This is a genomic window from Halorarum sp. SLYT50 (assembly GCF_059821265.1).
Genome location: NZ_CM187555.1, coordinates 945,049 through 961,282, shown reverse-complemented (window position 1 = coordinate 961,282; position 16,234 = coordinate 945,049). Strand labels below are relative to the sequence as shown.

Here is a 16,234-nt window from a genome sequence, read left to right as displayed (position 1 = left end):
GGTCCGCGCTCGCCGTCCCCGGTCGAGCCGACCCGCTCGCTCCCCGGGTCGGACGCCGCCGACCCGGACCGGTCCCCTCGGGGGGCGCCTGTGTCCCGTGTGCATACTCACATTCCACCCCGACCCGGACCCACTTCGACCCACCGGACGCGGGACGTCACCGTCGCGTCCGGCGCTGCTTCGCGCAGACGCGTCACACCGGACCGCTCATGTCGACAGCGGGCGTAGCGGCGCCCGTGTCGGACCCTACGGAGAGCAGCGCCGTTCCGTCGGCGCTGGCGGACCACGTCACCCTCGCGGCCCGCGAGCACGGCGTCGGCGCCGACGCCGTCGGGACGCTCCTCGCGCGGCAACTCGACTCCGTCCGCGCGTACCCCGGGGTCGCGGACCTCGTCTTCGAGTACCGGCGCGCGTTCGGTCACGACCCGCTCGTGGCGCGCGAGGGCGACGCGTACTACCTCCTCGTCCCGCCGCACGTCCTCCCGGCGTTCGCGGCGTCGCTCGACTGCGACCCGGACGGGCCGGCGTGGGCGGCAGTCCGGACGGTCCACCGGCGGGCGTTCCTCGCGGCGACGGGCGTCGCCGACCACGGCGACTGGGACCCGCTGGTGCTCGTGGCCGGCGAGCCGGACGGGGAAGCGGGCGTGAACGCGCGCGACGCGTGACCGCCGCCGCGCGGACGCGACGGTTCCGCTCGGCCCGGTGGCCCCTCGCGTCGGGACCGCCGAGGCGAGGTCTCGAACCCGTCGTCTACTGGGTTCGGATTTCGAATCGTAACGCCGACGGGGCGGTCTACTCGACGACCGCGTACCGGAGCCACACGACGCCGTCGCGTCGTTCGACGGCGCGCAGTTCCAGTTCCGTGGGTCCGTCGTCGGGGTCGGGTCCCCGGACGAACGACCGCGCCACCGTCCCGCCGACCGCCACGGGGTGGACGAGGACGCTCACCTCGTCCACCAGCCCGGCCCGGAGGAGCGCCCCGTTGAGCGTCCCGCCGCTGTCTACGAGGACGGTCTCGACCCCGCGGTCGGCGAGCAGGTCGAGCGCGACCCGGAGGTCGACCCTGTCCTCGCCGGCGACGGCGTGCGACACTCCCGCCCGTTCGAGGTCGGCGAGGTACTCCGTGGGAGTGGTTTCCGAGCAGAGCACCAGCACCTCGCTCCAGTACGGTTGCGCTCGGACGTCGCGCCACCCTGACACCCGTCCACGGCTGTCGGTGACGACGAGCAGGGGGGCGTCGCCAGACCCACTGTCGGCCTCGTCCGCCGGTCCGGTACCGGGGTCGGGGGTGTCGTCGCCCGCACCTTCGATGAGGGTATCCGCGCCGACGAGGTGGGCGTCGGCGTCCCAGGTTCCCGCCAGTTCGTAGTACAGTCCCACGTCCGGAACGAACGCGTCGATGCGACCGTCGACGCTCGCCGCGTTGTGGACGACCACGTGCATCGGTACCGTACTACGTCCGAGCGACGGTAAAAACACCCAACCGATTCAGGGGGCGTACCGGTGGGGAGACGGGGAGACGACCTACCGAACCGAAACGACCCGGCGGTCGACTTCGAAGGTTCTTGCCAAGAGAGAGGAAGAACGACCCGCCCGTCGGTTAGCGTGCGATGGCAGTCCAACGGACCGGCCTGCGCGACGAGATGGACGCGTGCGTCGACAGTTGCATCGAGGCCGCCGAGGTGGGCGAGTGGTGCGCCGAAATCCTGCCCCGGTGCGCCGAGCCCTGTCGGAACGTGGCGTAACGTCCGGCGTCGCTCGCACGGCGACGGGTCGAGTTCTCCGTTCTTCCGTCCGGCCGAGCGCCGCGAACGCCGACGCCGGTCGTCTCAGAGGCCGAGCTGTCGGCCGAGGACGACGTGCTGAATCTCGGAGGTGCCCTCGCCGATCTCCATCAACTTCGCGTCGCGGTAGAAGCGCTGGGGGGCGAAGTCGGTCGTGTAGCCGTAGCCGCCGAGCACCTGCACGCTGTCTTCCGCCACCTCGCGGGCGGCCTCGCTGGCGTCGAGTTTCGCCAGCGCCGACTCCCGCGTGACCGACTCGCCCTCGTCGTACAGCGTCGCGGCCTTGTGGGTGAGCAGGCGCGCCCGCTCGGTCTTGCGGTACATCCCGACGAGTTTGTCGCGGATGGCGTCGAACTTCGCGATGGGCCGGCCGAACTGTTCGCGCTCGCCCGCGTACGACTTCGCGGCCTCGTAGGCGCCCTGCGCGAGCCCCGTCGAGAGCGCGGCGATGGAGATGCGCCCGCCGTCGAGCGTCTTCATCGTCTGGGTCCACCCCTCGCCCTCCGCGCCGAGCAGGCGGTCGGCGGGGAGGCGCACGTCGTCGAGGCGTATCTCGCAGGTTGGGGAGCTGTTCAGCCCCATCTTGTCCCAGACCGTCGTCACCTCGAACCCGTCGTCGTCCGGGTCGACGATGAACGTCGAGATGCCGTCGTAGCCCGCCTCGGGGTCGGTGACCGCCTTCACGAGCACGGAGTTCGCCACGCTCGCGTTCGTGATGAACTGCTTCGTCCCGTTCAGCACCCACTCGTCGCCGTCGCGCACGGCGGTCGTCTCCATGTTCGAGGCGTCCGACCCCGACCCGGGTTCGGTGAGCGCCCACGCCCCCATGCCCTCGCCCTCCGCCAGCGGGCGGAGCCACGTCTCCTTCTGCTCGTCGGTGCCGAACAGGTCGATGGGCTTGCTCCCGAGCGAGACGTGCGCGGCGTACGAGAGGCCGACGCCGCCAGAGACGCGTCCGAGTTCCTCCGTGACGAGCGCGTACATCAACTGGTCGCCGCCGAGTCCGCCGTACGCCTCGTCGACGGGCACGCCCATCACGTCGAGGTCGGCGAGAGCGTCGAACACCTCCGCGGGGAAGCGGTGCTCGTCCTCGATGTCCTGCGCGATGGGGGCTATCTCCTCCTCGCAGAACTCCCGCACCTGGTCGCGGACCATGCGGTGTTCCCCGGGCAGGTCGAAATCCATAGGCGAATTTTGCGACGTGCGGGTGATAAAGTGCGCGGAGTTCGCCCCTCGCCGACCCGGCGGCTCCGGCGGTCCGAACGCGCCGTGGCGCCCGTCGGTCGGCCGGCGAGGAGGTTTATTGTGGTACGGAGCGTCACAGTGACCGATGGAGCTGCGCCGACTCGTCCGCGGCAACGTCGACTGGCCCCGCCTCGAGGCGGTGGTCCGCGAGGTGGCGGCCCGGTACGGCGACGAGACGGCGCACGTCCGGTTCCTCGACGCGGACAACTGGCTCTCGACGCCGTTCGTCCTCGACGAGAAGTACTTCGTGAAGGTGGTCACGCGCCAGAACTCGCTGGTCCACGCGCTGTTCACCGCCGGTCGCAACATCGGCGCGTTCTCGGCGGGGACCGAGGGGTTCTTCGAGCACTTCGGGACGCCGTACGAGATGGCCGAACACGAACTCGCCGCGACCGAGCGGATGCGCGCCATCGGGGTCAACGCGCCCGACCCGGTCGAGGCGTTCGAGGTGGACGGCCTCGGGGTACTCGTGCTGGAGTACCTCCCCGAGTTCCGCCCGCTCGACCAACTCGACGTCGAACGCGAACGGGCGCTCGCGCCGACCCTGTTCCGCACGCTCGCGACGCTCCACGACCACGGACTGGCGCACGGCGACCTGCGCGCGGAGAACGTGCTCATCCTCGACGGCGACCTCTACTTCATCGACGCGACCAACGTCCGCGGCGACGAGGCGAACGGGGAGCGACCGCCGCCGTCGGGGCTCGCCTCCGAGTCCGCGCGCCGGTACGACCTGGCGTGCGGGCTGGCGGCGCTCGCACCGCTCATCGGTGCGCGCGACGCCGTGGCGGCCGCCCGCGCCGCGTACCCGGTCGACGACCTGCTGGGCGCTCGCGAGTACCTGGACTTCGTCAACATCCGCCCGGACCACGACTTCGACGCGCCGGGGCTGAAGGGTGAAATCGAGCGCCGCGCCACCGAGGACGCGGCCGGGAACGGCGACACCACCGGGACCGTGTAGGCCGGTCGGAGTCGCGCCCGTCCGCGGTCGGCGGCGACCCGGGGGTCCGCGAGGTTCCGCGACGTTACTCGGAGTCGGTCACGTCGATGGTGACCGGACCGTCGTCGCCGTCGTCGACCGTCTCGGTCGCGCCGCCGGCGAGGAACGCCTCGATCTCCTCGACGTTCCGCTTGTTCGCCTTCCAGACCGCGTCGAACACGTCGCCGACGACGGGGATGGAGCCGACGGCGGCGTCGACGGCCACGTTCGCGAGCATCTTGACGACGGTGTTGAGCGGGACGCCGAGGTACGCCGCCTCCGCGACGATGTACAGCGACACCGCGCCCGAGAGCAGGTCGCCAGCCCCGGGTACGATGCCGAGGACCGGGTCGAGGCCGATACGGAAGTCGGTCCCGGGGACGCGTACCGCCTCGTCCATCAGACGCGCGACCGTCTTCACACGGCGCAGCGCCGCCTCGTCGGCCGTGTTCGGCAGGTCCATCGTGTGGTCGTCGACTGTGTCGTCCATGTCCCCAAGACGACGCCTGATGCAGAAGAGGCTGGCGGCTAGTACGGGCCGGCTCGTTACCGGTCTCCGACCCGCTCACCCCGTCGTCGTCACCGACGGGCGAGCGGTTGCGGTACCGGTTCGGCGCGGCAGCTTCCCGCACATATATCACGCGCGTCGAGCAAGCGTTGCCTATGAGTTCCGACACCGACGCGTACCAACACTACATCGGCGGCGAGTGGACCGACGGCGAGGGCGACGACACCTTCGACAGCGAGAACCCCGCCACCGGCGAGTCGCTCGGCACGTTCCGCCGCGGGACCGAGGCGGACGTCGACGCCGCACTCGCCGAGGCCGAGGAGGCGTTCGAACAGTGGCGCGACCTCTCGCACATCGACCGCGCCGAGTACCTCTGGGACATCTACCACGAACTCAAGGACCGCCACGACGAGTTGGGCGAAATCGTCACCAAGGAGTGCGGCAAGGAGATTTCAGAGGGAAAGGCCGACGTGACCGAGGCGTGGCACATGGTCGAGTGGGCCGCCGGCGACGCCCGCCACCCCAAAGGCGACGTCGTCCCCTCGGAAATCCCCAGCAAAGACGCGTACATGCGCCGCAAGCCCCGGGGCGTCGTGGGCTGTATCACCCCGTGGAACTTCCCCGTCGCCATCCCGTTCTGGCACATGGCCGTCTCGCTCGTCGAGGGCAACACCGTCGTCTGGAAGCCCGCCGAACAGACCCCCTGGTGCGGGCAGATAATCGCCGAGATGTTCGAGGAGTCCGGCATCCCCGACGGCGTGTTCAACATGGTCCAGGGGTTCGGCGACACCGGCAACGCCATCGTCGAGGACGACCGGGTCGACACCGTCCTCTTCACGGGCAGCGCGGAGGTCGGCCAGGAGATAGCGTCGAAAGTGGGCGGCGAACCCGGCAAACTGGCGGCGTGTGAGATGGGCGGGAAGAACGCCATCGTCGTCACGGAGAACGCGGACCTGGACACGGCCATCCACTCGGCGGTGATGTCGAGTTTCAAGACGACCGGCCAGCGCTGCGTCTCCTCCGAGCGCCTCGTGGTCCACGAGGACGTGTACGACGAGTTCAAGCGGCGGTTCGTCGACATCGCCGCGGACGTCGCGGTGGGCGACCCCCTCGAAGAGGACACGTTCATGGGACCGCTCATCGAGTCCGGCCACGTCGAGAAGGTCACGCAGTACAACGAACTCGCGAAGGACGAGGACGTGAACGTGCTGGTCGACCGGACGGAGTTGGGTGCCGAGGAGATTCCGGACGGGCACGAGGGCGGCCACTGGGTGGGGCCGTTCGTGTACGAGGCGGACGCGCACGCGGACCTGCGGTGCACCCACGAGGAGGTGTTCGGGCCGCACGTCGCTCTCCTCGAGTACTCGGGGGACATCGAGGAGGCGGTGGAGATCCACAACGACACGGAGTACGGGCTGGCTGGGGCCATCATCTCGGAGGACTACCGGCAGATAAACTACTACCGCGACAACGCGGAGGTGGGGCTGTCGTACGGGAACCTGCCGTGCATCGGGGCGGAGGTGCAGTTGCCGTTCGGGGGCGTGAAGAAGTCGGGGAACGGCTACCCGAGCGCGCGGGAGGTCATCGAGGCGGTGACCGAGCGGACGGCGTGGACGCTCAACAACAGCTACGACATCGAGATGGCGCAGGGGCTGTCGGCCGACATCAAGACCAGAGAGGAGTAGACCGGCTCCGCCGGCTACGCACCGCTGCCCGGGTCGGTTCCTCCCTCGACGCGGCCGGCGAGCGCGTCGTTCATCCCCCGGTAGTTCGACTCCACGTTCCCGGGGACGACGAACCGCACGAGCAGTCCGGAGAGCGACTCGCGGTTCGACAGCCGCGTCCGGTCGCCATCGAGCGGGGTCAACTCGAACGTGTGTCTCCCCTCGAACAGCACGCCCCCGCCGACGCGCGCGACCCACTCCAGCCGGGTCGGCGGGTCGACGGCGGCGACCGTCGCCCGGAGCGTCCGCTCGCGACCGTTCGTCCTGACGGTCAGTCGGAGCCGTTCACCCTCCGCGAGTTCCCCCTCGGCGGCGACGACGTGCGGGTTCCACTCGGGATAGGCGTCGAGGTCGGTCAGCGTCGTCCAGACGGCCGCGGGCGGGGCGTAGACGTCGCGTTCGGTCCTGATGACGCGCATACGGACAGTTACGGCGGCTCGACACCTAACGGTCTCGTCGGGCCGGTCCGAAAGGAGTCGCATCCGTTCCGCTCCCGTTCGATATCGCGTGGCGTGGTGTCCGAAACCCCCGGAGCGGTCTGCTCAGTTCGCGTCCGGTACGGTCTGTGCATGTCGTCGCGCGGGGCCGGCGCGACGGCCGGGACCGGGAGTGGGAGCGGAAGCGGTGCCCGGCCGGCTACACGCCGGTGGATGGGCCGGGTGGCCGTCACCGGAGGGCGCCGGCGTCCGCGCGCGCCGCGGGAAATCCGCGGCCCGCGGGCCGGACCGAAGTCGGGCCAGGAACGGTCCCGAGCGCGGTCGGTCCCCCTGGGGAAGGGACCGGCCGGCGGTGGCCGTTCGGTCGGGAACGGCCGACGGTGCGGCGGTCCGGTCCGCGGTACCTGCTTCGGAGGGGGGCCGACACTTGAGTGTTCGCCCCCGATTTTCGCGACTGATTCTCGACGCGGCGGGCGGTTTTTGCGTGCTCGCGTCGAGCCGTGCGACGTGCTCGAACGGGTGTTCGCGGAGACGGAGCGCGACTGGGAGACCGACCCGGCCCCGGAGGGGACGGTTCGGATGGCGGTCGTCGGCTGCGGGAACTACGCGCGAACCGTCTCCCTGCCGGCGATGGAGGCGGCCGACTACTGTACGCCCACGGTGGCGGTCAGCGGGAACGCGGAGACGCGCGACGACCTGGCCGACGCACGCGGGGTCACGACGCTCGACTACGACGCCTACGCGGCCGGCGAGGCGGCCGACGAGTACGACGCGGTGTACGTGGCGACGCCCACCCGGCTCCACCTCCCGCGCGTCGAGACGGCGGCGGTACACGGGAAGGCCGTGCTGTGCGAGAAGGTACTGGAGACGACGGTCGAGCGAGCCGACGAACTCGCCGCCGCCTGTGCCGACGCCGGCGTCCCGCTGATGACCGGCTACCGGATGCAGACCGACCCGGTGGTGCGTCGCCTCCGGTCGTTCGTCCGCGCCGGCGGACTCGGCGACCCGGTGCGTGCGTCGGGCGACTTCACGTTCCCCGTGCTCGCGGGGTCGAGAGGCCCCGACCAGTGGCGACTCGACGCGGCTCTCGCGGGCGGCGGTGCCCTGTTCGACGTCGGCGTCTACCCGCTCAACACCGCCCGGTTCCTGCTCGACGCCGACCCCGTCGCGGTGTGGGGCGACACTCGCTCGACGGGGGCGGCGTTCGACGACGTCGACGAACACGTCGACTTCGGGGTGTCGTTCGGCGACGTCGTCGGCCAGTTCTCCGCCTCCTTCTCGGGGTACCCGAACACCGAACTCACCGTCCAGGGGAGCGAGGGCCGCCTCACGGTCCGGTCGGCGTTCGAACCCGCGGCCGACCGCCACGTCGTCGTCGAGACAGACGAGGGGCGCGTCGAACTCGACGGGGTCGGGAGAGACGAGACCCGCGAGGAGTTCGACTACTTCGCGCACGCGCTGCTGACGGGGGAGAGAATCGAACCGGACGGTGCCGACGGGGTGACCGACGTTCGCGCGCTGACCGCCGTGTACGAGTCGGCGGCGGACGGACGACGCGTGTCGCTCGACGGTTGATGTCACGCGAAGGCGGGAGGCGGGTGTGTGGCGCCCCGCGACGGACCCCTGGTCACGGGCGCGCCGTGGGCGATGAGTCGCGGCGGAGTGGCGCGGCGGAGTTTGTCTGCCGACTCACGACGAGAAAAGCGTCGGTTCGTCGGCGTACGGTCGTTGTGGCGTTCGCCGTATAAACCCTCCGACAACGACCCGACGGGTCGGGGGCGCAACGGCTATTGTCCGGGAGCGAGAACGGGGCGGGTATGGTCCGGGTGCGGGCCGAAGCGCTCCTCGGCGGCGCTTCCGGTCTCCTCGACGAACCGCGGCGATACGTCCGTACCGAACGACTGGGCGACCCCGGCGAGGTGCTGTCCGGGGACGTCGTCGGCCGTCTCCTCGCCGTCGAGGAGACGCCGCTCGCGCACGTCGACCTCGCGCCCGACGTCCGCGAGCGACTCTGTCACGCGCTCGGCGGACGGCGGACGGTGTTCGTCCACTACGTCGAGTGAACGAGGCGCTCTCGAGCGTTTTGCACCCGCTGTTCTCCCGTCTCAGTAGTCGCGCCTGTCGCGCAGCGCCGGGAACTCCTCCCGGGCCGACGCGACCCGGTCGGCGTCGAGGTCCGCGGTCACGAGCGCGGGGTCGTCGCCGGTGGACGCGAGCGTCGTTCCCCACGGGTCGTACACCGTCGAGCGCCCGAGCAGTTCCGCGTCGTCGAACGTCCCGGACCCGTTGACCGCCGCGACGTACGTGAGGTTCTCCATGGCGCGCGCCCGCGGGAGCGTCCGCCAGTGCTCGACCCGGGGGTACGGCCACGCGCTCGGGACGAGCACCAGCGTCGCACCCCGGTCGCACAGCGCGCGGAACTGCTCCGGGAACCAGAGGTCGTAACACGTCGTGACGCCGACACCGAACCCGTACAAGTCGACCACGGGGAGTCCCTCCCCGGGCGTGAGTAGCCGCGTCTCGGCCGACTCGTAGCCGAACAGGTGGTGTTTCCGGTAGACCGCGCGTCGCTCCCCCTCGGCGTCGAACAGGACCGCTGTGTTCGCCAATCCCCCGTCGACGGGCACGTCCACGCCGTCGGCGGCGGAGGCGTCGAGGTCCTCGACGACGCTCCCCGCCAGCAGCGCCAGTCCGTGGTCGACGGCGGCGTCGCGCAGCGCAGTCAGCGTCGGCCCGGTCAGCGCCTCCGCCTCGCGGGCGTACGCCTCGAACGCGAAGTAGCCGACGTTCCACAGTTCCGGGAGCGCGAGCAGGTCCGCACCCCGGTCGGCGGCCGCCGCCACCGCGCCGAGCGCCCGCTCGCGGTTCGCCCGCGGGGACGCCTCATCGACGGCCAACTGCGCGAGCGCGAGTCGCACCTCACTTCCCCTCCAGGTCGGCCCGCAGCGCGGCCTCGAGGTTCCGGAGTTCGTCCCCGAACTGCCGCTCGAAGAACGTCTCGACGCCCGGGAGTCGCCCGTCGACGACGAACTCGTTCCGCAGTCGCGTCCCGCCCTCGGCGTCCTCGATGGTGTGTTCGCCCGTCACGCGGAACGCCCGCGACTTGCCGGTGAACTTCACGTACCGCGGCGGGTCGCGCTCCACGTCCTCCGTCTCGACGGCGATGGTCGAGCGGACGACGGGGATGGGGAGGCGGACGTGCCAGGTAGCGGCGTGCTCGCCGTGGAGTTCGTAGTCGTCGACCACGCTGATGGCCGCGGCGCGCTTCGCGGGGTCCGCGATGAACTCCCAGACGGCTTCCGGCGGTGCGTCGAAGACGAACTCCCTGCTCACGCGCACGGTCATCGGTGGCTCGCTCCGTGGTACGGATTGGATGTGAAAAAGGAGACCGGTTGCGCTCGCGTCCCCCGGGCGGACGGCGTCAGGAGAGTTCGACGCGCCACGTCGTCGAACGGGCGCGCCCCCACTTCTCGATCTCCATCTCGTCGGACTTCTCCGAGAGGCGGGGAAGCCGCGAGCCGACCTGTTTCGCGGAGAGGCCGATGGCCTCCGCGATGTTCTTCGCTCGGAAGTACTCCTCGCCGCGCGAGACGCTGTCGCGGAGGTACGAGAGAATACGCTTCTCCTCGTCGGTGTAGTCCGTCATCGCTCGTTGGACGCTATTGGACGCCCGTCGGCTTAACGCTTTACGCGCGACCCGGGCGTCGGGTTCCGTCGGTCAGTCGAACGCCTGGACGGCGACCACCGCGAGCGTGGCCGCGAGCATCGCGAGCGCGAACCCCCACGCCTTGATGACCTGCGTGGCGCCGACGAACATGAACCCGACACCCACGAGGACGCCCGCGCTGAGCGCGAGCGCGAGTCCGATTCCCATGTCGCTGGCGGCGGTCTCGGTAGCCATATCCGACGCTTCACCGGCGCGCACTTAGCCTTTGTTGAGTCGGGCCGCCGGCACCGCCGTTCCCCGCTCGCTCGGCCGAACGTGCCGGCGGCGTGACCCGCAGTTATCGGTTCGGCGAACCGGCGGGCCAGATTTTTCCACCGACCGTCGAATCGGGCGGTCATGAGCCAGTCGCGGGGGGTCGCATCGACGGTGAGGGTCGGGGCAGCGGTGGTCACGCTGCTCCTCGGGGCGGTCGGAGGCGCGTTCCTGCTGGGCGTCGTGGGTGCGCCGTCGGTCGTCGGCGTCGAGAACCGGTTCGGCGAGGTCACCGAGGAGCGGTCGGTCGTCGAGACGACCCTCACGCTCGCCAACCCGAACCCGGTCGGCGTCCGTCTCGGTGGGGCGACAGTCACGCACGCGGTGTCGATGAACGACGTCCGGATGGCGTCCGGAACGAAGGAGGGAATCGAGGTCGGGACGGGGAACACGACGCTCGCGTTCACGACGGCGATGAACAACTCGAAGATTCCCCTGTGGTGGGTGAGCCACGTCCGGAACGGCGAACACACCGACCTCCGGGTGAGCGCGAGCGCGCACTCCTCGCTGCTCGGCCGGACGGTCGAAGCGCCCGACGTCACCCGCGACGTCGACACCGGCGTCATCGAGGCGTTCCGGACGGAGGAGCGCCGACCGCTCGACGCGGGTTCTCCGGTCGTCGAGGACCCGGTGCTGTACCTCGAACGTACCGACGCGGAGTGGGGAACCGTGAACGAGGAGCGGACGGAGGTAGAGATGACGCTGTTCCTCCACAACCCGAAGACGTACCCGGTTCCACTCTCGGAAGTCGGCTACGACGTCGCGATGAACGACGTCGCGGTGGGCAACGGGAGCACGGGTCGTACGGCGGTCGTCCCGCCGGGCGAGACGGTGCCCGTGCGGGCGACGACGGTCATCCGGACCCAGCGACTCGACGAGTGGTGGGTCTCGCACCTGCGGGCGAACCAGGTGTCGGAACTCCGGATGCAGTTCTACCTCGTCGTCGACCTCTCGGCGGTCGGCGCGGGCGAACGGCGCGTCGAACTCGACGAGTTCAATCGAACGATAGAGACGGACCTGTTCGGAACGAAGAACGAGTCGAGCGACGCCGTCGACGGGAGGCGCGAGTCCACGGCGGACGAATCGGGGAGCGACGACGGCGCGGGGACCGGCGCGACGGACGGGACCGACACGCCCGGCGGAGCCACGGACGCCCCGGCGGCGACGACCACGCCGGGGGACGACGGGGAGGCCGGAACCGACACCGCTACGCCGGCGCCGTCACCCACTCCCACTCGAACGCCCGCTGGCGGGACGACTACCGACGACGGTGGTCTGCTCGCGCTCGGGTCGTGTGTTCGGTGTTAACCACGCGCCGACAACGCTTTACCGCAGGGGGCCGCACCTCGCCGTATGCCCCGGAGTTTCCCCGCTCCTGATCGAGTTCTCGGACGGTGACGTCTCCGTGTCGACCGACGGCGATACGGTCCTGCTGGACGTCGACGGACGCACCTACGAACTGAGTCGGGCGACCGCCGCCGACCTGCAGGCCGCCATCGGCGACGCCCTCACCGAACGACGCGAGTTCTTCCGAACCGCCGGCGAGTACCGCGCCGACGGGAGCTACGTGGTGTCGCGGAAGGCCGCCGACTCGGCGGGCAACGCCAAGGTGTTCTCCTCGTTCGACGACCTGCGTCGGCTGTACGACCGCCTGCCCACGGCGTTCACCGCCGAGGACGTCGGGCGGACGGGCATCACCGGGTCGCGCCGGCACATGCTCATCCGCCACTTCGCGGAGCACCCGGCCTTCGACTGCTCCATCGAGCGGCGGAACCCGCTGAGCGCGCGCAAAGAGGCGGGAGACGCGGAGGACGACTGAGCGCGACTCGGTCCGTCGAGCCTGCCGGCCGCGTCACCCTCCGCTCACTCGATGGTGACGTACTCGTTCTCCTCGTTGAGCGCGAGGTTCGCCGCGATCTCGGCGATGCGCATGGCGTACTGCGCGGTCTCCTGGAGGCTGACCAGCACCTCGCGCACCTGCAGGAGCCGCTCGTTCTCCATCTCGGGCAGGTCCGCCAGGATGTCGTCCTCCCGGTCTTTCAGCTCGCGGAACAGGTACCGGCACTCGATGGTGAGCGCGTAGTCGCGTTCGACGACGGCCTGCACCGCCATCACCGTGATGTCGTCGACCTGGTCGGTGAACTCCCGGATGCGCCGCATCGTGGACGACTCCACGCCGAGGGTGTGGCCGTCGGCCGCCATCGCGATGTCGGCGATGTCCTCGGCGTTGTCCGCGATGAGTTCGAGGTTCTTCGCGACCGAGCGGTAACCGATGAGCGGGAAGCCCGAGTCCAGCCCCACCGCGCGCGCGAGGTTCGGGTTCTGGTAGGCGGTGAAGATGAGACGGAGGAGGAGGACGAATATCTTGTTCGCCTGCCGCTCGCGGTTGAGCGCTCGCTGTGCCATGTCGGGGTTGCCGTGCGCGAGCGCCTTCACCGCCTCGCCCCGCATGGTACTGCCGGTGTTCTCCAGGCGTTCGAGGAGGTTGTCGAGCGTGAAGTCCTCGGGGTCGACCGAGCACCGGATGGCGATGTTCTCGGGCGTCTCCTCGATGACGCCCAGTCCCATCAACTGCGTCTCGGCCTTGTACACCGCGTTGATGTGGTCCGAGTCGAGCGCCCCCTCCTCGGTGGTGATGTTGATGACCCGGCGCCCGAGGACATACTGCGCGAGGATTGCGCGTTCGAGTGCGTCGGCGTCGAGGTTGTCCGCCTGGAGGGTGGCCTCGACGTCCTCGGTGCTCGCGGACTCCGGAAGGACGGTCAGCGTCCCCTTCCCCCCCATCCGGAGCGACACCTCGTCGCCCTTCTCCACGTTCTGCTCTTTCGCCCACTCCGCCGGGAGCGTCATCGCGAGCGTCGACGGTCCCAGCCGCTGTACCTTCCGGGTTTCCATACGCGGGATACGCCCTTGAACTACCTTAACCCTATCCCCCTGGTGATTATACACACCAGTACGAATTCATCCTTATCTTAGGTGACGGTCGACGCCCGGCTCAGACTATCTTCATCATCCGGCGCTCGAACTTCCCGACCCGGACCTTCACCCAGCCCCGGAGGTCGGCGTCGAGTTCCGGGTCGTCGGTGTCGACACGGAGCACGGGGAGGGCGTCGAGTTTGTCGCGCGAGGCGACGATATCGACGTCGCACCGCCGGATGACCGCCGGGGAGAGTTGGGGGTTGCCGCGGCCGAATACGAACCCCTGCCCGCCGATGGGCGAGACCACGATGACGTTGTCCTCGCCGAGCGCGTCGAGTATCTCCGCCTCCGTCGCGTCGCGGACGAGCACCTCACCGTCCCGGTAGACGTCGACGCCGATGGGCGACCCCTCGAAGCCGAGTTCGTCCTTCACGGTGCCGACGGTCGACCCCGGGCCGAGCACCCACGTCCGCCCGGCCCCGGCGCGCACGTCGTCCGCGACCCCCTCCGCGAGCGACTGGACGGTGCCGCCGCCGAGTTGCTTCGACGACTGGAGCGCCTCCGCCACCGGCACGAACGCCACCGCCCGGAGTTCGGGGTGGACCTCGCCCTCGCGGTACTCGTCCTCGTCGATGTCCATCACCTCGCGCCGCTCGGTCCGTTCGAAGGTGGCGGCGACGTAGGCGGCGTCCTCCGGCGAGACGGCGAACACCGACGAGTACACCTTCACGCCCGCGGGGACGCCGAGCATCGGGGTCTCGCCGTCCGCCACGACCTCGGCCACGTCGGCGGCGGTGCCGTCGCCGCCGACGAACAGCACCAGGTCGACGCCCGCCTCCAGGAACGCCTCGACTGCGGCGACGGTGTCCGCGGTGTCGGTGTCGGGACCGTCGGGGCCGCCGAGCACCTCGGGGTCGAAGCCGGCCGCCCGCGCCTCGCCGGCGCCCATCGGGTCGTCCCACGCGAGGAGCGTCGCGTCGGGGGCGCGTTCGCGGAGCGCGGTCAGCGCGCGGCGGGCCCTGTCGGGCGCGCGCGGTTCCGCCCCTCGGGCGCGCGCCTCGTCGACTTTCCCGTCGGTCCCCTTGAGGCCGACCCGACCGCCCATGCCCGCGATGGGGTTGAGAACGAACCCGATGCGCATGCGTGTGGTCGCGGACGGCGGCGACAAAAACGCGCCGGAGACGCGTCTCGCGGGACGACGCGGCGGGCGGAGCGTCACCGCGCGTTTCAGCGCCGATTCCGGCTCACAGCGACAGCGACACCGCGTACGGCCACGCGACGTTCGAGAGGCCGAGCAGCACGAGCGACGTGCCGAACAGCATGACGTTCTTGAGGAACTGGTTCATCTCGGTCTCCGTCCGGTCCTCGGGCGCGGCCCAGAAGTCGTGGAACACGAACGCCGAGGCGAGCATGAACAGCGCGATGCCGCCGGCGGCGAGCGTCGGGAACGCGCCGACGACGACGGCGAGACCGCCGAGCGACAGCAGGCCCCCGGAGAAGAGCACGCCCGCGCGCGGCATCGGGAGCCCCTTCGCCTCCGCGTAGCCGGTCATGTGGTCGGTGTTCAGGAAGTGGTTCACGCCCGTGAACGCGACGACGAGGCCGAAGACGAGGCGACCGAGGAGGAACACCTCGGCCGCACCCGGCCCGTCGAACAGGCCGGACCCTTGCAGAATGAGGTTCGTATTCATCCGCTCGTCGGTACGCGGCGCGCTCACTTATCACTTCCCTGATATTGGGGTAACCGGGTGACGTCCGCGTCACCGGCCCCGACCGTCGGTGGAGGGTTCCCCCGTGGAGGTCGGACGCTGGGCCGGTTGTCGGCCATCCGTGCCGGAATCGTCGCCACTCCGTCGACCGACCTCCGGTCCGGAGGGAGCGGCCGTATGACAGAGTTATTACCGTGGGGGGAGTACTCACACCGACCCAATGTCACTCCGGGACGTCATCGAAAGCGTCGAGGGGCGTGAGAAGCGGTTGACGGTGTTCGACCCCCCGTCGGACGACGTCGTGGCGGAACTGCGCGAGTACTTCGCCTCCCAGCAGGTCCGCATCGAGGTGGGCGAGAGCGACAGCGACCTGGCGGGCTACGCCGTGCTGTCCGACGAGAGCGACGACGTGGTGCTGACCGCCGTCGACCTGTCCGAACTCGACGGGTCGCCGGTCGCGGGCATCGGCGAGCGACGGCGGTTCTCGGCCGTCCTCGAACACCTCGCGGACACGACGTTCACCTCCTACGACGTGGACCAGATGCTCGCCGCCACGCGCGAGATGGAGGACCGCGCGTGGCGCAAGGGGACGGGCGAACTCCACGCCGGGTTCCAGCGAACCGCCGCGCTACGCGCGCAGAAGGGCGTCTACGAGGACCTCGCCACCAAGCGACTCGACATCCACGTCTACTGCGCGCCGGACCCGGACGTGCCGGAAATCCCCGGCGTCACCGTCCACCAGGAGGACACCCGCGAGATACGCGAGTCGTGGTTCGTCGTCTACGACGGCGACGGCGCCCCCGAGGACGCCTGCGCCTTACTCGCCGAGGAACGCGGCGGCCCGGACGAACGCGCGTTCTACGGGTTCTGGACGTACAACCCCGCCATCGTCCGGCGCGTCGTCGACCACCTGTGCGAGCGGTACCTCGCCACGGCCTGAACGGCTCCCGGAA

20 protein-coding genes are annotated in these 16,234 nt (G+C 70.2%); 9 read left to right on the top strand and 11 right to left on the bottom strand.

Annotated features, from left to right (window positions below):
• The first annotated feature begins 236 nt into the window (after nt 1-236).
• Nucleotides 237-665 (top strand): DUF8048 family protein, encoded by a 429-nt coding sequence (locus AC6RUA_RS05045; RefSeq protein WP_499814846.1) that lies wholly within the window; start codon nt 237-239, stop codon nt 663-665.
• Nucleotides 666-792: 127 nt separating this feature from the next.
• Here the strand turns inward: AC6RUA_RS05045 and AC6RUA_RS05040 are convergent, their stop codons facing one another.
• On the bottom strand, nt 793-1,443 hold the full coding sequence (locus tag AC6RUA_RS05040) for a dihydrofolate reductase family protein (protein ID WP_499814845.1): 651 nt from the start codon (nt 1,441-1,443) through the stop codon (nt 793-795).
• Between the two features lie 167 nt (nt 1,444-1,610).
• On the opposite strand from AC6RUA_RS05040, the gene AC6RUA_RS05035 reads away from it, so the two are divergent.
• On the top strand, nt 1,611-1,745 hold the full coding sequence (locus tag AC6RUA_RS05035) for a ferredoxin (protein ID WP_499814844.1): 135 nt from the start codon (nt 1,611-1,613) through the stop codon (nt 1,743-1,745).
• Between the two features lie 84 nt (nt 1,746-1,829).
• Here AC6RUA_RS05035 and AC6RUA_RS05030 read toward each other — a convergent pair whose 3' ends face one another.
• Nucleotides 1,830-2,969, bottom strand: a complete 1,140-nt coding sequence (locus AC6RUA_RS05030; protein WP_499814843.1) for an acyl-CoA dehydrogenase family protein — start codon at nt 2,967-2,969, stop codon at nt 1,830-1,832.
• Between the two features lie 145 nt (nt 2,970-3,114).
• Here AC6RUA_RS05030 and AC6RUA_RS05025 point away from each other — a divergent pair, with 145 nt between their 5' ends.
• Nucleotides 3,115-3,987: an RIO1 family regulatory kinase/ATPase domain-containing protein gene (locus AC6RUA_RS05025; RefSeq protein WP_499814842.1), complete on the top strand. Its 873-nt coding sequence runs from the start codon at nt 3,115-3,117 to the stop codon at nt 3,985-3,987.
• Nucleotides 3,988-4,051: 64 nt separating this feature from the next.
• Here the strand turns inward: AC6RUA_RS05025 and AC6RUA_RS05020 are convergent, their stop codons facing one another.
• Complete coding sequence (locus AC6RUA_RS05020; RefSeq protein ID WP_499814841.1) at nt 4,052-4,495, bottom strand: DUF4112 domain-containing protein; 444 nt, start codon at nt 4,493-4,495, stop codon at nt 4,052-4,054.
• Between the two features lie 173 nt (nt 4,496-4,668).
• Here AC6RUA_RS05020 and AC6RUA_RS05015 point away from each other — a divergent pair, with 173 nt between their 5' ends.
• Nucleotides 4,669-6,198 carry an aldehyde dehydrogenase family protein gene (locus AC6RUA_RS05015; protein WP_499814840.1) on the top strand — a complete coding sequence of 510 codons (1,530 nt, stop codon included), beginning with the start codon at nt 4,669-4,671 and terminating at the stop codon, nt 6,196-6,198.
• 14 nt (nt 6,199-6,212) lie between these two features.
• Here the strand turns inward: AC6RUA_RS05015 and AC6RUA_RS05010 are convergent, their stop codons facing one another.
• Complete coding sequence (locus AC6RUA_RS05010; protein WP_499814839.1) at nt 6,213-6,656, bottom strand: SRPBCC family protein; 444 nt, start codon at nt 6,654-6,656, stop codon at nt 6,213-6,215.
• 525 nt (nt 6,657-7,181) lie between these two features.
• Here AC6RUA_RS05010 and gfo6 point away from each other — a divergent pair.
• The gene (gene gfo6, locus AC6RUA_RS05005; protein ID WP_499814838.1) at nt 7,182-8,249 is read left to right on the top strand and encodes a D-xylose 1-dehydrogenase Gfo6; all 1,068 of its coding nucleotides are present in this window, start codon (nt 7,182-7,184) and stop codon (nt 8,247-8,249) included.
• 242 nt (nt 8,250-8,491) lie between these two features.
• Nucleotides 8,492-8,737 (top strand): hypothetical protein, encoded by a 246-nt coding sequence (locus AC6RUA_RS05000; RefSeq protein ID WP_499814837.1) that lies wholly within the window; start codon nt 8,492-8,494, stop codon nt 8,735-8,737.
• A gap of 42 nt (nt 8,738-8,779) precedes the next feature.
• Here the strand turns inward: AC6RUA_RS05000 and AC6RUA_RS04995 are convergent, their stop codons facing one another.
• The 4 genes from AC6RUA_RS04995 to AC6RUA_RS04980 all read right to left on the bottom strand — a co-directional run bounded on the left by AC6RUA_RS04995 (nt 8,780) and on the right by AC6RUA_RS04980 (nt 10,575).
• Nucleotides 8,780-9,592 carry a nitrilase-related carbon-nitrogen hydrolase gene (locus tag AC6RUA_RS04995; protein ID WP_499814836.1) on the bottom strand — a complete coding sequence of 271 codons (813 nt, stop codon included), beginning with the start codon at nt 9,590-9,592 and terminating at the stop codon, nt 8,780-8,782.
• 1 nt (nt 9,593) lies between these two features.
• Nucleotides 9,594-10,019 carry an SRPBCC family protein gene (locus AC6RUA_RS04990; protein ID WP_499814835.1) on the bottom strand — a complete coding sequence of 142 codons (426 nt, stop codon included), beginning with the start codon at nt 10,017-10,019 and terminating at the stop codon, nt 9,594-9,596.
• 76 nt (nt 10,020-10,095) lie between these two features.
• Nucleotides 10,096-10,320 (bottom strand): DUF7123 family protein, encoded by a 225-nt coding sequence (locus AC6RUA_RS04985; RefSeq protein ID WP_499814834.1) that lies wholly within the window; start codon nt 10,318-10,320, stop codon nt 10,096-10,098.
• 72 nt (nt 10,321-10,392) lie between these two features.
• A complete protein-coding gene (locus AC6RUA_RS04980) occupies nt 10,393-10,575 on the bottom strand; it encodes a DUF7525 family protein (protein ID WP_499814833.1) in 183 nt (60 codons plus the stop codon).
• A gap of 162 nt (nt 10,576-10,737) precedes the next feature.
• Between AC6RUA_RS04980 and AC6RUA_RS04975 the strand changes: the two genes are divergently transcribed.
• Together AC6RUA_RS04975 and AC6RUA_RS04970 are read left to right on the top strand one after the other, a co-directional pair.
• Nucleotides 10,738-11,961 (top strand): LEA/WHy family protein, encoded by a 1,224-nt coding sequence (locus AC6RUA_RS04975; RefSeq protein ID WP_499814832.1) that lies wholly within the window; start codon nt 10,738-10,740, stop codon nt 11,959-11,961.
• Between the two features lie 151 nt (nt 11,962-12,112).
• Nucleotides 12,113-12,472 carry a DUF7528 family protein gene (locus AC6RUA_RS04970; RefSeq protein WP_499815403.1) on the top strand — a complete coding sequence of 120 codons (360 nt, stop codon included), beginning with the start codon at nt 12,113-12,115 and terminating at the stop codon, nt 12,470-12,472.
• Nucleotides 12,473-12,516: 44 nt separating this feature from the next.
• Here AC6RUA_RS04970 and AC6RUA_RS04965 read toward each other — a convergent pair whose 3' ends face one another.
• From AC6RUA_RS04965 to AC6RUA_RS04955, 3 genes are all read right to left on the bottom strand, one after another.
• Complete coding sequence (locus AC6RUA_RS04965; RefSeq protein WP_499814831.1) at nt 12,517-13,548, bottom strand: PhoU domain-containing protein; 1,032 nt, start codon at nt 13,546-13,548, stop codon at nt 12,517-12,519.
• Between the two features lie 100 nt (nt 13,549-13,648).
• The gene (locus tag AC6RUA_RS04960) at nt 13,649-14,713 is read right to left on the bottom strand and encodes an ATP-NAD kinase family protein (RefSeq protein WP_499814830.1); all 1,065 of its coding nucleotides are present in this window, start codon (nt 14,711-14,713) and stop codon (nt 13,649-13,651) included.
• 103 nt (nt 14,714-14,816) lie between these two features.
• Entirely contained in the window at nt 14,817-15,263 is a 447-nt protein-coding gene (locus AC6RUA_RS04955; RefSeq protein ID WP_499815402.1) for a DoxX family protein, read from the bottom strand.
• 238 nt (nt 15,264-15,501) lie between these two features.
• Here AC6RUA_RS04955 and AC6RUA_RS04950 point away from each other — a divergent pair, with 238 nt between their 5' ends.
• Nucleotides 15,502-16,221, top strand: a complete 720-nt coding sequence (locus tag AC6RUA_RS04950; RefSeq protein WP_499814829.1) for a DICT sensory domain-containing protein — start codon at nt 15,502-15,504, stop codon at nt 16,219-16,221.
• Nucleotides 16,222-16,234 lie beyond the last annotated feature (13 nt).

What these genes read in the sequence shown, in the direction of transcription:
- AC6RUA_RS05040 (WP_499814845.1), bottom strand. Translation starts at nt 1,443, where the DNA reads ATGCACGTGGTCGTCCACAACGCGGCGAGCGTCGACGGTCGCATCGAC.
- AC6RUA_RS05035 (WP_499814844.1), top strand. Translation starts at nt 1,611, where the DNA reads ATGGCAGTCCAACGGACCGGCCTGCGCGACGAGATGGACGCGTGCGTC.
- AC6RUA_RS05030 (WP_499814843.1), bottom strand. Translation starts at nt 2,969, where the DNA reads ATGGATTTCGACCTGCCCGGGGAACACCGCATGGTCCGCGACCAGGTG.
- AC6RUA_RS05025 (WP_499814842.1), top strand. Translation starts at nt 3,115, where the DNA reads ATGGAGCTGCGCCGACTCGTCCGCGGCAACGTCGACTGGCCCCGCCTC.
- AC6RUA_RS05020 (WP_499814841.1), bottom strand. Translation starts at nt 4,495, where the DNA reads ATGGACGACACAGTCGACGACCACACGATGGACCTGCCGAACACGGCC.
- AC6RUA_RS05015 (WP_499814840.1), top strand. Translation starts at nt 4,669, where the DNA reads ATGAGTTCCGACACCGACGCGTACCAACACTACATCGGCGGCGAGTGG.
- AC6RUA_RS05010 (WP_499814839.1), bottom strand. Translation starts at nt 6,656, where the DNA reads ATGCGCGTCATCAGGACCGAACGCGACGTCTACGCCCCGCCCGCGGCC.
- AC6RUA_RS05000 (WP_499814837.1), top strand. Translation starts at nt 8,492, where the DNA reads ATGGTCCGGGTGCGGGCCGAAGCGCTCCTCGGCGGCGCTTCCGGTCTC.
- AC6RUA_RS04990 (WP_499814835.1), bottom strand. Translation starts at nt 10,019, where the DNA reads ATGACCGTGCGCGTGAGCAGGGAGTTCGTCTTCGACGCACCGCCGGAA.
- AC6RUA_RS04985 (WP_499814834.1), bottom strand. Translation starts at nt 10,320, where the DNA reads ATGACGGACTACACCGACGAGGAGAAGCGTATTCTCTCGTACCTCCGC.
- AC6RUA_RS04980 (WP_499814833.1), bottom strand. Translation starts at nt 10,575, where the DNA reads ATGGCTACCGAGACCGCCGCCAGCGACATGGGAATCGGACTCGCGCTC.
- AC6RUA_RS04975 (WP_499814832.1), top strand. Translation starts at nt 10,738, where the DNA reads ATGAGCCAGTCGCGGGGGGTCGCATCGACGGTGAGGGTCGGGGCAGCG.
- AC6RUA_RS04965 (WP_499814831.1), bottom strand. Translation starts at nt 13,548, where the DNA reads ATGGAAACCCGGAAGGTACAGCGGCTGGGACCGTCGACGCTCGCGATG.
- AC6RUA_RS04960 (WP_499814830.1), bottom strand. Translation starts at nt 14,713, where the DNA reads ATGCGCATCGGGTTCGTTCTCAACCCCATCGCGGGCATGGGCGGTCGG.
- AC6RUA_RS04955 (WP_499815402.1), bottom strand. Translation starts at nt 15,263, where the DNA reads ATGAATACGAACCTCATTCTGCAAGGGTCCGGCCTGTTCGACGGGCCG.
- AC6RUA_RS04950 (WP_499814829.1), top strand. Translation starts at nt 15,502, where the DNA reads ATGTCACTCCGGGACGTCATCGAAAGCGTCGAGGGGCGTGAGAAGCGG.